Genomic DNA, 14,589 nt, shown 5'->3' with positions numbered 1-14,589 from the left:
CCTTTTTTCATCTTTTTTTATTTTTCTTGTTTTTAAGTTTAAGCTTTTTTAGTTTAAGGTAGCAAAAAAGGATTCCAAATGTTATCAGAATCCTCATTTTTCTTTTATTTCGCAACAATATTCGCCAATTTAGGTGACTTCAATAGCCTGAGAAGCTATTGAAGGTTGGGGTTACGGCTAACAGAACCTATTACTTAACAACAATATTAACAAGTTTGTTAGGGACTACAATCACCTTGATGATTTCTTTGCCAGCGATTTCTGACTTGATTTTTTCGTTGGCAAGAGCAAGTTTTTCAAGTTCTTCACGGCTGGAATCTTTTGCTACAACGAGTTTCGCACGAACTTTGCCCTTGATTTGGAGAACAATTTCAATCTCGTCTTCAACGAGTTTTGCTTCATCCCAGGTTGGCCAAAGAACGTATGAAATAGACTCGCCTGATTGTGTCAATCCTTGCCAGAGTTCTTCTGCCAAGTGCGGTGCAAATGGAGCTAGGAGTTGGATCAAGCCTTTTGCATATTCCACATAGAGACGGTCTTCCTTGTTGGCGCTATTAACAAAGACCATGAGCTGGGCAATGGCTGTATTGAACTTGAGTTCTTCAATCTGCTCAGTTACAGCTTTGACTGTCTGGTTGTAGACTTTATCAAGCGCACCACTGTTTTCTGCCACAATTTCCTTGCTAGTCAGCAAGCGGTAAACGCGGTCGAGGAATTTACGCGAGCCTTCAAGACCCTCTTCAGACCAAGCGATTGACGCATCAAGCGGTCCCATGAACATTTCGTACACGCGCAGCGTATCCGCACCATAACGGTCAACTACATCATCAGGGTTCACAACGTTTTTAAGTGATTTAGACATCTTCGCCGGAGCTTGCTCCAGCTCTTCACCGGTTTCGATGTTAAAGAAGGAGCCATCACGTTTTTCAACTTTATCACTGGCAATCAGAGCTCCTCTGCTGTCACGATAGCTTGTTCCCAAAATCATCCCTTGGTTAAAGAGCTTTTGGAATGGTTCCTTGGTTGGAACGATACCTAAATCATAAAGGAATTTATGCCAGAAACGAGCGTAAAGAAGGTGAAGCACAGCGTGTTCTGCACCACCGATGTAAATATCAACTGGTAACCAAGCCTTGAGCAATTCCTCATCTGCTAATTTTTCATCGTTGTGTGGATCAATATAGCGCAGATAATACCAGCTGGAACCAGCCCATTGAGGCATAGTATTGGTTTCACGGCGGCCCTTCACCCCGTCTTCACGGGTCACTTCCAGCCAATCGGTCAAGTTAGCAAGTGGGGATTCCCCTGTACCGGAAGGTTTGATATCTTTGGTTACTGGCAATACAAGTGGTAATTGCTCTTCTGGAACAGCTGTTGTTGTGCCGTCTTCCCAATGGATGATTGGGATTGGTTCACCCCAATAACGTTGACGTGAGAAGAGCCAGTCACGCAAGCGGTAAGTCACTTTCTTGTTACCAACGCCTTCTGCTTCAAGCCATTCAACCATTTTGTCAATAGCTTGCGCTTTATCAAGACCGTCTAGGAAACCAGAATTGATATGAAGTCCGTCTTCTGTGTAAGCTGCTTCTTCAACATTTCCGCCTTCAAGAACTGGAATGATTTCCAACCCGAATCGTTTTGCGAATTCCCAGTCACGTGTATCGTGAGCAGGAACCGCCATGATAGCACCAGTACCGTAGCTTACAAGAACATAATCAGCAATCCAGATTGGCATTTCTTTACCATTTACTGGGTTAATGGCATAGCTACCAGTCCAAACACCTGTTTTTTCTTTAGCAAGGTCCGTACGAGCAAGGTCAGATTTAAGGCTTGCTTGATGTTTGTAGTCAGCAACTGCTTGCGCTTGTTCTGGTGTTGTAATAGCTTCAACAAGTGGGTGCTCAGGCGCTAAAACAGCGTAAGTCGCACCAAATAATGTATCTGGACGAGTTGTAAATACGGTGAAATCTTTGTCAGTACCCTTAATTTTAAAGGTAACATTGGCACCAGTTGATTTACCAATCCAGTTACGTTGCATGTCCTTGATAGACTCTGGCCAATCAAGGTCTTCTAAATCTTCCAGCAGACGTTCAGCATAAGCTGTGATTTTCAGCATCCATTGGCGCATGGGTTTGCGGACAACTGGGTAGCCACCACGTTCAGATGTCCCGTCAGGAAGGACTTCTTCGTTGGCGATGGCTGTACCTAGTTCTTCAACCCAGTTAACTGGCACTTCGGCTTCGTATGCCAAGCCTTTTTCGTATAATTTTGTGAAAATCCACTGAGTCCATTTGTAGTAGTTAGGATCCGTTGTATTCACTTCACGGTCCCAGTCATAAGAGAAGCCCAGTGCATTGATTTGGCGTTTGAAATTGGCAATATTTTCTGCCGTAAACTCAGCTGGGTCATTTCCTGTGTCCATCGCGTATTGCTCAGCAGGAAGCCCAAAAGCATCCCAGCCCATTGGGTGAAGAACGTTGTAACCTTGAGCACGTTTGAAACGGCTGAGAATATCAGTCGCCGTGTAGCCTTCTGGGTGTCCTACGTGCAGACCTGCTCCAGATGGGTAAGGAAACATATCCAGCGCATAAAAGTTTGGTTTGTCAGCATCTGTTCCTGTCTTGAAGGTATGATTTTCAGCCCAATAATGTTGCCATTTTTTTTCAATTGATTTGTGATTATAAAAAGTCATTGATTCACTCCAATTTTGTGATGTTATTATTATACCATTTTTAGGCGATTTTAAAAGGCATAATTAGGGAAAGAGGAAACATAATCAAAAAAGAATACTTTACTAACTGGATTTGTTTTCTAGCTCATTTTATTGAGAAGTTTTAACTCCATAGCTAAATGGAAAATCCTCAAATATGAAGCCTAGCATTTATTCTACCCTTTTTATTGCAGTCGCTTTAACCGCGATGCGTCCAATTCATAGATTTCACCTGCAAATGCCACTGTTGACGTACGGTGTGAAATCATAAAAATCATTCCTTGGCATTCTTCTTTTACAATAGATAGAAACGCCGCTTCGTTGAGCGAATCAAGATTGCTAGTCAGCTCATCAAAGATATAACAATCCGCCTTTTTCAAGAGTGCCCGCATAAGCTCTAAACGCTGTCTTTCTCCAGCTGAAAAGTCACGTTCACCGTCAATAATTGTATCCAAACCATTCGGCAATCTTTCTAGGCACTCTTTTAGTCGGCATCTTTCTGCCAACTTCCAGATACTTTCATCACTAATGTCGTTTCTCCCCAGTAAGAGATTTTCTCTCAAAGATTGATGAAAAAGCTGAGCTATCTGTGGTACATAAGCAAAGGAAGCCTGCAAATGCTGACGATTAGCTTCTCTGGAGTTTACACCAGTAAGAAAGACTGAACCAGCATTGCTGTCATACCAACGCATAATGAGCTTCATCAGGGTTGATTTACCACTACCACTCTTACCAATCAAGCCAATAATCTTCCCTTTTTCAAAATGTGCAGAGAAATTATTAAACAGCTTTTGCTGACGATTGTCGTAAGCAAAATCCATATTCTCAATCAGAATATCGTCTAAAGTGACAGCTATTTCCTGACCAGTTTGGACGGGCTCTACCTCATCTAAGAGAGCAAAAACAGTACGACCAGCATTCATAGCACGTTTAAATCCTAAAGGCAGGCGTCCTAATTCTAAAAAAGGAGCAAAAGAGCTAGAAAAAGCAACTAAAACGAGAACCGCTTCCTGCCAAGATAACTGATGATTTTCCACTTGATAGAATGCCAAAAGAGCAACGCTTGTAAGAGACAGTCCCACCACCAAAAAGGTTACCGTTTGCTGTAGATATTGTTTCTGGGTAACCTGTCTTTCCAACTGGTTCACAGTCTGACTTCTGCCCGTCAATTCTGCAAATCGTTCGTGACTCTTGCCAAATTGAGACAAATCGCCCATCGCTTTCAGACTTTCCAAGAAAAAAGAAACATAATTCGAGCGTTCCTGATTTTGCTTCTGCAAAATATCTTGTAAACCGAGAGCAAACATTCTCGGTAAAATAATAGCTAAAATCCCATAAGTCATTAAAGTCACTAAAGCAAACCAAAACGAGAAATATGCAAAATACATTCCCATCAAAAGAGCTGTCAAGAACCCTGTACAAATAGGAGCTATCGTATGTGCAAAAAAGATTTCCAGCGCTTCAATATCTTCACCAATCATCTTGAGCAATTTGCCGCTGTCCTGACGATCCAACTTTGCTGGTGCCAAACGGCGTAGCTTCGCAAAAATGAGCTTACGTAAATCTGCCAGAGAATGGAAGGCAACAAAATGCCCGAAATAATGCTCGCCATAACGAAAGGCGCCCCGAGCCAGGGCTAGTCCAATCAGTAAAATCAGACTCCACCAAGCAGGCTGCTGACCATTCAAAGCATGAAAACCTAATACAATCACAAGAGTTGGAATTGTCACCGTTGTGACAAAGCCAAGTACCGCAAAGAAAACCGCTAGAGCGATAAAAGGGAGCAAATGGTTCATCACCTGAAAAAGTCTGCTGAGGATAACACGAGTTGTGTAACGTTTTTTAGTTTCCATGCGTTAATTCCTCCAATTCTTGCTGGGTATTTGCCAATTGGCGGTATTCTTCACTCTGTTCATAGACTTCTGCCGGTGTTCCCAAAACCGTTTTTTCTTTTCCTATAAAGAGAACTCGACTTGCTTTAACGACTTGTTTCATCTTATGGGTAATCTCAATGACAAGTGCGTTTTGCGCTACCAAATTTAGCAAATCATAGATAGCCACTTCATTGTCTTTATCTACACTGGACGTCACTTCATCAAACAGATAGAGCGAACGCTTGGCCAAGATAGCTCGCACACAAATGATCTGCTGGCGTTGCCCCGGTGACAATTGACTGCCGTTTTCCCCCACAAGAGTATCAAGACCTTGAGGCAGATCTCTTACAAATGCTAAAACACCTTTTTCAGCCATCCAGTCCTCTAATTCAACCCGCGACCAATCTACTGTCAACTGTAAATTCTCAAGAATGGATGCGTTTAAAAGAACACTATTTGCTGACACATACATAACTTCCTGATAAATGGTTGATTTGGATAAGCTTTTGATTTCTTTTTCTCCTAAGAAAATGGAGCCTCTATCCGCCTGCCGTTTCCCCAACAACAGCTTGGCTAACGTCGTTTTCCCACGACCACTTTCTCCTGCAATGGCTAAGATTTGTCCACGTTTCATTTTAAAGCTTAGATTTTCAAATAATTTTCTATCCGCAAAAGCAAAATCTAAGCCACTAACTGTCAATTCACTAAAAGGAGGCAATTCCTGCTGTTCCTCTTTTGCTTCTTTTTCAATCGAATCCAAAAACCCAAAAATTCGATCGGCCATTTTGGTATTCATCATAACTAAATGCATTCCATAACCGGCTTCACGAATCGGCGTGAAAAACTCAGTTGCAATGAAAACAAAGCAAATCATAGCAAACAGTGATAAGTGCCCTGCTTGTAACATGGAAGCTGCAACGAATCCTGACACGCCAATCCCCAAGTACATGACTGCATCCATGTAGCCAACTGACTGCAGCTGAAATCCTAGAAGTTCCATAGTTGCATCACGGAAATCCTCTGCCTGCGCTGCAAATTCCTTTTCATATTTTGCATCTGCCTGATAAGAATAAAGAGTGTTCAGCCCCTGAAGATCATCTAAAAAGAGATCGCCAACATCCATATAAGAAGCCCAGTAACGATTCATAATCCTGCGCGAACGCTTCTGCATGAGAATGATAGACATAGGAATCAAAGGCAGCGAAAGAATAAAAATCAAACCGCCAGTAGGGAACAGAAAAAACACAATCACCAACACTGTCAAGCAATTCAAATACGTTCGTAGATTTAAGGGGAGATAATAAGAATAATACGTATCCAAACTGTCAATTCCTTGTGACGCTACCGTCAAAACATCTGCAGCCGTCTTACTATCCTGAAATTCTCCGTCTTTATCTACGAAAGCCTGAAAAAATGCTGCTTTTAGTTTGTTGCGAGCAAACTGCGAAGCTACTCCTTGAAAATTTTTCGCCAGAAGCGAAAGCGCAAAACCTAAACAAGAAAAGAAAAACAGCCAAAAAAGAACCGACAAAAAATTCAATGGTATTCCCTCATATAAATCCGACAAAACTTTTGCTATCAATGCAAAGCTCAAAATCCGCATGATGAATTGAAGCCAAGCTAAAAAAGCCGATAGATAAATCAGTTTCATTTTAGGCTGGATCAGTTCTTTCAAACGAGCAATCAGCTCTTTCTTTCTGCCTCGTGATATTTTTTCTTGCTCTTCTGTCATCACTTTCTCCTCACGTTCTTCATTCTATCCTATATTTATTCATTATAACACTCCCAAGCAGAGAAATAAATTAAATTTTCAGTTTTTTTAATTTGTGCAGTCCATGAAAACTTTCCTTCCTTGTGAAATTTATTCATAAGACAAATCAATTAGCCAGCCTCTCTACGCTAAACATACAAAAAACCAGCTGACCATTCCAACTGGTTTTGAGTAAAGTGATACCATTACCAAATAATCACGCGTTCTTCTGGTTTGCGCCACATGCCATCACCTTCTTTAACATCAAAAGTCGTAAAGAAATCATCAAAGTTTGGCAATTGAATATTTGTCCGGAGTTTTCCGGGAGCATGCACGTCCACGCTGGCTAGCATTTGCATGTATTCTGGACGAGCTTTCATGCGCCAGATACGAGCAAAATTCGTAAAGAACTCTTCTGCAGAGAAATCTGCTTCTTTCTTAGCGGCTTCCAGCGCTGCCGCAATACCACCAAGGTCTGCAATATTTTCTGAAACAGTTAGTTTCCCATTGACTTTAGCACCGTAAGAATCCTGTCCGTCAAATTGCTCAATCACCTTTTGAGTACGTGCTTGGAAGGCCTCGTAATCTTCTGGCTTCCACCAATTGTTCAAACTTCCGTGTTCGTCAAATGAAGCTCCATTTGAGTCAAAGGCATGAGAAATTTCATGAGCAATCACCGCACCGATGCCGCCATAGTTGGCTGATGAAGATTGATGTAAATCATAAAATGGCGCTTGGAGAATAGCTGCTGGGAACACAATTTGATTTTGCTGTGGGTCATAATATGCATTGACCATATGAGCTGGCATGTGCCATTCACTGCGATCCACTTCCTTGTTCCACTTGCTCCATGTATGCGCAATAGAAATTTTTGCTAAGTTTCGAGCATTCTCAACTAAGCTCAAATTCTCATCAATCACTTTTTTCTCATAGGTTTCTGGCAATTTCTCTGGATAGCCGATATGCGGTGTGATGACATTGAGCTTAACAATCGCTTTGTCACGTGTTTCCTTAGCGAGCCAATCCGCCGTTTCCAGACGCGACTTATAAACATCAATCATAGCAGCAACTTTGTGCTCTACATCTGCTTTTGCTTCAGGTGAGAATTTTTCTCCCGCATACCAAAGACCAAGGGCTTGGTTATACGGACCTTGCGCTAGCTGGTAAGCTGCCTTTTCTTTTGGACGGGGTTCTGGGACACCTGAGATAGCGCGTGCATAGGCCCCTGAAAGGACACGAATTTCTTCAGTGAGTAAAGAAGTCCACGCTCCAGCCGCAAACAATTTCAATCCTGCATGGATAGCAGCCCAATTCTTTTCTGAATAATATTCCGCCGCAAACTCTTTCCAGAAGCGCTCTTGCGGAACAATCACCTTGTCTGGAATTTGTCCCAAAATCTCTGTAAAAATCGCATTAAGTGGCAACTCTGGAGCTAGCTTCGTGAAATCTGCCCAATCATAAGGATGATATAATTTCACATATTCTGAGCTTTCTTCATTTGACAGGACATACTTGGCTAATTTAGCATCCAATTCCAGATATTTATCTAAAATATCTTTTGTTTCTTCTTTCGAAAAGCCAAATTTAGGCAGCAGTTCTTCCTGCATTTTCCGCCAGATTGCCAGCAATTCCTTACCTTTTTTATTTCCTTCTTCATAGTAGGTTGTATCTGGCAAAATGATTCCAGGTGCATCAGCCCAGAGAACATTCATTTGCGCATTCATAAAGTCTGGAGCAACATCAAAAGTAAAGAAATTTGGCTTTCCAGCCATTTCATATTCAGCAATCTTATCTGCAAATTCCTTAAAAGAGCCAAGCGCTTTATATTCTTCTACCAGCGGCATTGCCGGAGCAACTCCTGCTTGTTCCCGTCCGTCAAAATCTGCTACCAAACGGTGGTATTTCACAAAATTTTGCAAGATTGAATCATCCGGTACATCTTGACCTGCTAACCATTTATCAGTTGTAGCCAGCATCAATTTTTCAATATCTTGATCCAAATCCATAAATCCACCTGTCATAGGTTTATCATCAGGAATAACTGCTGTTTTTTCCCATTCACCATTAACATAATCAAAAAAATCATCTTGTAAACGTGTCATCTTGTTCTCGCTTTCATTGTTTTACCTTAATCCTATCAAAAAAGTTCTGAATAATCAAACTTTTATCAAAAGGGAGTTTTCTGGCAAACCTTGCTTCTGATTTTTCTTAAAAATTCTAAAAATTAACTTGACTTAATTTTTATTTTAAGGTATATTAAAGGTAGGGGTGCATAAAAATGATACGTATCGAAAATTTAAGTGTCTCTTATCAGGAAACGCTTGCTCTCAATCAGATTTCTTTGGAAATCCAAGGCCCAACTATCATGGGAGTTATTGGTCCCAACGGAGCTGGTAAATCAACCCTTTTAAAAGGAATGTTGGGCATCATTGATCATGTTGGACAAACTTATCTTGATGATAAAGAATTCTCAAAGGTACTTAGCCATGTAGCTTATGTGGAACAAAAAGTTCACATTGACTACAACTTCCCTATCAAAGTGAAAGAGTGTGTGTCTCTTGGACTGTATCCAAAAGTGAAACTCTTCCACAGACTAACAAGCACAGACTGGGACAAGGTGACAAATGCGTTACGCATCGTCGGCTTAGAGGATTATGCTGAACGCCAAATCAGCCAATTGTCAGGAGGGCAATTTCAACGGATCTTGATTGCGCGCTGTCTAGTACAAGAAGCTGACTGTATCTTTCTGGATGAACCATTCGTTGGGATTGATTCAATCAGTGAAGAAATCATCATGACAACGCTACGCAGTCTAAAAGAACAAGGAAAAACGATTCTCATTGTTCACCATGACTTAGGAAAAGTCCCACATTACTTTGATCAAGTTTTAATTTTGAATAAAGAACTCATTGCCATTGGAGAAACTTCATCAACTTTCACAGAAGAAAACTTGAAAAAAGCCTATGGCTCTCAGCTTTTTGTGAATGGAGGTCTTTAATATGTTTTCAGAATTTATTGATGGACTACAAAATTTCCATTTTCTACAAAATGCGCTGATTACAGCCATTGTCATCGGGATTGTTGCTGGAGCAGTTGGTTGCTTCATTATCCTAAGAGGCATGTCTTTGATGGGCGATGCCATTTCACACGCGGTCTTGCCGGGAGTTGCGCTCTCCTTTATTTTAGGAATCAACTTCTTTATCGGAGCCATTGTTTTTGGACTTTTAGCTTCGGTCATTATTACTTATATTAAAGGAAATTCAATTATCAAAAGTGATACTGCCATTGGAATAACTTTTAGTTCCTTTTTAGCTCTTGGAGTCATTTTGATTGGAGTTGCTAATAGTTCAACCGACCTTTTCCATATTCTTTTTGGAAATATCTTAGCTGTGCAAGATATTGATATGTGGATTACAATCGGTGTCGGAATCGCTGTTCTAATTATTATTGGACTATTCTTCAAAGAATTATTGATTACATCTTTCGATCCACTTCTGGCAAAAGCGATGGGGATGCCAGTCAATCTTTATCATTATCTCTTAATGATTCTCTTGACGCTGGTTGCAGTTACAGCTATGCAAAGCGTGGGAACAATTTTGATTGTTGCTATGCTGATTACACCTGCTGCTACTGCTTATCTTTACGCTAACAGTCTTAAAACGATGATTATCTTGTCTTCTAGCTTGGGGGCAATTGCATCTGTCTTAGGACTTTTCATTGGCTATACCTTTAATGTTGCGGCTGGCTCAAGCATTGTACTGACATCCGCCATTATCTTTGCCATTAGTTTCTTTATCGCTCCAAAACAACGATTTAACAAACTTAAAAACAAACCCAAGCTAAAATAAAGTTAGTATTAAATTTATCAAAGGAGAACCTTATATGAAAAAATTAGGTTTTGTCGCCGTTCTGTTTTTGGCTGTCGTAGGACTCTTTGCCTGCGCTGGTCAGAAAGGAACATCTACTAAGAATTCAAAATTGAATGTTGTTGCTACCAACTCGATCATTGCTGATATTACAAAAAATATCGCTGGTGATAAAATCAATCTGCACAGCATTGTTCCAGTCGGAAAAGACCCACACGAATATGAACCATTACCAGAAGATGTGAAAAAAACATCAAAAGCTGATTTGACTTTCTACAATGGTATCAATTTGGAAACCGGCGGAAATGCTTGGTTTACAAAATTAGTTAAAAATGCGAAAAAGACTGAAAACAAAGATTACTATGCTGTAAGTGACGGTGTTGAGGTCATTTATCTTGAAGGTCAAAGCGAAAAAGGAAAAGAAGACCCACACGCTTGGCTCAATCTTGAAAACGGAATTATTTATGCTAAAAACATTGCAAAACGTTTGATTGAAAAAGATCCTAAAAACAAAGAAACTTATGAAAAGAATCTGAAAGCTTATACTGCAAAATTAGAAAAATTAGACAAGGAAGCAAAAGCAAAATTCAACAACATTCCTGCTGAAAAGAAAATGATTGTTACCAGCGAAGGTTGCTTCAAATACTTCTCTAAAGCCTACGGCGTGCCTTCTGCTTACATTTGGGAAATCAACACCGAAGAAGAAGGAACTCCAGACCAAATCAAAACACTAGTTGAAAAACTTCGTAAAACAAAAGTCCCTTCACTCTTTGTCGAAAGTAGTGTCGATGAACGTCCAATGAAGACCGTTTCAAAAGATACAAAGATTCCAATTTATGCTAAAATTTTCACTGACTCAGTCGCCGAAAAAGGAGAAAAAGGCGATAGCTACTATGACATGATGAAATGGAACTTAGATAAGATTTCAGAAGGTCTTAGTAAATAAGAAATGGAAAAAGGAGCCGGAATTGATTGCCAGTTCCTTTTTACTTAAAATTCTTCTTGAATAATAAGCCTTACATTCTCTGAAACAAGCGGTTATCGGCTGTATTCTTAAGTTATTTTTGATATACTAGTAAGATAAGGAGTAAAAGGACAACATGACCCCAAACAAAGAAGATTACCTCAAATGTATTTATGAGATCGGTACGCATACTCAAAAAATTACAAATAAAGAAATCGCGGCCCAAATGCAGGTGTCTCCCCCTGCTGTCACAGAAATGATTAAAAAGATGATTGCTGAAAAATTAATTATAAAAGATAAGATTAAGGGCTATTTATTGACCAGGCTTGGTCTCCACCTTGTCTCTGAACTATATCGCAAACATCGCTTAATTGAATATTTTCTGGTACACAATCTACAATACACCACAACAGATCAAATCCACGAGGAAGCAGAAGTTTTAGAACACACCGTTTCAGAATTATTTGTCGAGCGCTTAGAAAAAATGCTAGGTTACCCAGAGACCTGTCCCCACGGCGGAACCATTCCTGCAAAAGGTGAATTATTGGTCGAAAAATACCAATTGACTTTAGATCAAGTCGAAAATGCTGGAACCTATCGTTTAGCACGAGTTCACGATGAATTTGAACTATTAAAATATTTGGAAAAACACGATTTACATCTGGGAGATACGCTGATACTGGAGCAATACGATCCTTACGCTCAACTGTATGCGCTCAAGGTCAATGAAAAAGAGCTGCAAGTCAACTCTGTTATCGCTCAACAGCTTTATGTGGAAAAAATATAAAAGGAAGTCAAAGCTGATAACATCAACACATTAGAGACTGCTCAATGCGTATTGAGTTCTATCCTAGAAAGCAAACAAGTCTGGAACAGTTTTGTCCAGACTCGTTTTTATTTATCATTTTCTCAACGATTCTTCGTATCTAACACAATCGTCACCGGTCCGTCATTGACTAACTCAACCTGCATATCAGCTGCGAAAACACCTGTTTTGACAGGTATATCTTGACTTAGCAATTCGTTAAAATCATCATATAACTGACTAGCCAAGTCTGGTTGCGCTGCACCAGTAAATGCAGGACGATTCCCTTTTTTGGTATCTGCGTAAAGGGTAAATTGAGAAATAGAAAGAATCTCTCCCTTTACGTCTTTAATGGACAAGTTCATCTTGTCTTCATCATCTGAAAAAATCCGCATATTGGCAATTTTTCTCGCTGCATACGCCACATCTTCTTGATCATCATCTGGGGCAACACCGACTAACAACAGCAGTCCTTGCTGAATTTGATTGTAAAGTTTGCTATCAATCGATACCGAAGCCCGCTTCACACGCTGAATCACTATTTTCATTTTGAACTTTCTAATTTCTGTTACATTTTGTGAGTAAATTTACAAGAACGCAATTCCAGCAAAACATTTCCGCTCTGTTGTCCTCACTTAGCCGTTTGTCCGTTTGACAGAATAAACTTCTGGCACGCTCTTAATCTTATCTACAACTGTCGTGAGCATAGATAAATTAGCGATTCCGAAAGAAACATGGATGTTTGCAAATTTCATATCCTTCGTTGGCTGTGCATTGACAGTAGAAATATTTTTGGTTGTATTGGACAAGACTTGTAGCACATCGTTCAAAAGACCTGCTCGATTCAAACCATAAATATCAATGTGTGCTGTATATTCTTTCGTAGAGGTATTTTCTTCCCATTCGACATCAATCAAACGCTGCTCATAATTTTCCTGCGCCCGCAGATTCATACAGTCCTTACGGTGAATTGCTACCCCACGACCTTTGGTAATGTACCCGACAATCTCGTCACCAGGAACTGGATTACAGCATTTGGCAATCCGTATCAAAAGCCCCGACGCACCTTGGATAATAACGCCGCCCTCATGCTTGACTTTCAGCGTTTCTTTATTCTCCCGTTTCACTTCGCCGCCCTTGACAAGCTCTTCTGCTTCAGCTCTCGCTTTAGCGCGTTCTTCCTCACGGCGTTCTTTTTCTGTCAAACGATTAAAAATAGAAATCGCACCAATCTCACCAAAACCAATTGCCGCAAAAAGAGCTTCTTCTGTTTTGTAGCTTGTTTTTTGCAGGACTTCTTCCATGTGCTTTTTGTCCATGTATTTATTGGCTACATAGCCATGTTCTTGGAATTGTGCCTGTAAAAGTTCGCGCCCTTTAGAAATGGACAATTCCTTATCTTGGTTTTTGAAAAATTGACGAATCTTATTGCGTGCCTTGCTTGTTTTTACAACATTTATCCAGTCACGGCTTGGTCCAAAGGAATTGGAACTGGTGATAATCTCGACCTGATCCCCTGTTTTTAACTTCGTAGTCAGTGGCACCATGCGACCATTTACCTTGGCACCGACCGCTTTTTCACCAACTTTGGTATGGATTTCATATGCAAAATCAATCGGCCCAGAGTCTTTTGGCAACGAGCGGACAGCTCCGTCCGGTGTGAAAACATAGATTTCCTCAGCCAGGTAATTTTCTTTGACAGAATCCACAAAATCTTGCGCATCGTTTGATTGGTCTTGGAGTTCCATCATCTCCTTGATCCAGTTCATTCCAATCGCAGATTCTTTGCTATCAACTTGACCTTTAATGCCTTTTTTATAAGCCCAGTGAGCGGCAACCCCGTACTCAGCCACTTCGTGCATCTCTTTCGTCCGAATTTGAAACTCAATCGGACCTTTAGGTCCATAAACGGTAGTGTGGATAGACTGATAACCGTTCGCTTTACGATTGGCAATATAATCTTTAAAACGTCCGGGCATTGGTCGCCAAAGTTCATGAATGTAACCCAGCATGGCATACACATCACTTTGCGTATCTAAAATGCAGCGAATAGCAATCAGGTCATAAATTTCATCAAAACGCTTTTTCTTGTCCTGCATTTTCCGATAAATGGAATAAATATGTTTTGGACGACCGTAAATTTCCCCATGAAGATTACGCTCAGACGCATAGGTTTCAATCTTATGAACCACTTCGTCCACTAATTCCTCACGTTCCCGACGCTTTTCCTTCATCAGGTGGGAAATCTTATAAAACTCTGTCGGATTCAAATATCGAAAAGCTAAATCTTCCAATTCCCATTTAACACTCGAAATCCCCAAACGATGAGCTAATGGAGCATAAATTTCCATGGTTTCGCGTGAGATGCGTTCCTGTTTGTCTTTGCGCAGGTGCTTAAGTGTTCTCATATTGTGCAAACGGTCTGCTAGTTTTACCAAAATGACACGGATATCCTTGGACATCGCCATTAGCATTTTGCGGTGGTTTTCAGCCAACTGTTCCTCGTGAGACATATACTTGACTTTACCAAGTTTGGTCACACCATCGACAATCACGCGCACATCATGTCCAAATTCGCCTTCCAAATCGTCCAAAGTTGCAGCTGTGTCTTCTACAACAT

General features: G+C 40.5%; 10 protein-coding genes. 4 read left to right on the top strand and 6 right to left on the bottom strand.

Annotation, left to right across the window (positions count from 1 at the left end):
- Positions 1-190: 190 nt before the first annotated feature.
- From leuS to HMPREF3249_RS02070, 4 genes are all read right to left on the bottom strand, one after another.
- Complete coding sequence (gene leuS / locus HMPREF3249_RS02085) at positions 191-2,692, bottom strand: leucine--tRNA ligase (protein WP_003039093.1); 2,502 nt, start codon at positions 2,690-2,692, stop codon at positions 191-193.
- Positions 2,693-2,895: 203 nt separating this feature from the next.
- Positions 2,896-4,563 carry an amino acid ABC transporter ATP-binding/permease protein gene (locus HMPREF3249_RS02080; protein WP_059221193.1) on the bottom strand — a complete coding sequence of 556 codons (1,668 nt, stop codon included), beginning with the start codon at positions 4,561-4,563 and terminating at the stop codon, positions 2,896-2,898.
- Complete coding sequence (locus tag HMPREF3249_RS02075) at positions 4,553-6,316, bottom strand: ABC transporter ATP-binding protein/permease (protein WP_059221195.1); 1,764 nt, start codon at positions 6,314-6,316, stop codon at positions 4,553-4,555. Before HMPREF3249_RS02075 ends, HMPREF3249_RS02080 begins: the two co-directional genes overlap by 11 nt.
- Positions 6,317-6,540: 224 nt before the next feature.
- Positions 6,541-8,436 (bottom strand): M13 family metallopeptidase, encoded by a 1,896-nt coding sequence (locus HMPREF3249_RS02070; RefSeq protein ID WP_022525269.1) that lies wholly within the window; start codon positions 8,434-8,436, stop codon positions 6,541-6,543.
- Positions 8,437-8,612: 176 nt separating this feature from the next.
- Here HMPREF3249_RS02070 and HMPREF3249_RS02065 point away from each other — a divergent pair, with 176 nt between their 5' ends.
- From HMPREF3249_RS02065 to HMPREF3249_RS02050, 4 genes are all read left to right on the top strand, one after another.
- Positions 8,613-9,332, top strand: a complete 720-nt coding sequence (locus tag HMPREF3249_RS02065) for a metal ABC transporter ATP-binding protein (protein ID WP_003028891.1) — start codon at positions 8,613-8,615, stop codon at positions 9,330-9,332.
- A 1-nt stretch (position 9,333) separates the two neighbouring features.
- Positions 9,334-10,182, top strand: a complete 849-nt coding sequence (locus tag HMPREF3249_RS02060; protein ID WP_022525271.1) for a metal ABC transporter permease — start codon at positions 9,334-9,336, stop codon at positions 10,180-10,182.
- 34 nt (positions 10,183-10,216) lie between these two features.
- The gene (locus HMPREF3249_RS02055) at positions 10,217-11,146 is read left to right on the top strand and encodes a metal ABC transporter substrate-binding protein (protein WP_059221196.1); all 930 of its coding nucleotides are present in this window, start codon (positions 10,217-10,219) and stop codon (positions 11,144-11,146) included.
- Positions 11,147-11,300: 154 nt separating this feature from the next.
- Positions 11,301-11,951 carry a metal-dependent transcriptional regulator gene (locus tag HMPREF3249_RS02050; RefSeq protein ID WP_049533311.1) on the top strand — a complete coding sequence of 217 codons (651 nt, stop codon included), beginning with the start codon at positions 11,301-11,303 and terminating at the stop codon, positions 11,949-11,951.
- 122 nt (positions 11,952-12,073) lie between these two features.
- On the opposite strand, the gene dtd is transcribed toward HMPREF3249_RS02050, so the two are convergent.
- Positions 12,074-12,517 carry a D-aminoacyl-tRNA deacylase gene (gene dtd, locus HMPREF3249_RS02045; RefSeq protein WP_003028895.1) on the bottom strand — a complete coding sequence of 148 codons (444 nt, stop codon included), beginning with the start codon at positions 12,515-12,517 and terminating at the stop codon, positions 12,074-12,076.
- 87 nt (positions 12,518-12,604) lie between these two features.
- Positions 12,605-14,589 (bottom strand): RelA/SpoT family protein (locus HMPREF3249_RS02040; RefSeq protein ID WP_070867463.1); only part of this gene is annotated, 1,985 nt, incomplete at its 5' end.

This window comes from Streptococcus sp. HMSC36C04 (assembly GCF_001839535.1).
Taxonomy (GTDB): domain Bacteria; phylum Bacillota; class Bacilli; order Lactobacillales; family Streptococcaceae; genus Streptococcus; species Streptococcus hominis.
This window is presented reverse-complemented; position numbering and strand designations above follow the sequence as displayed.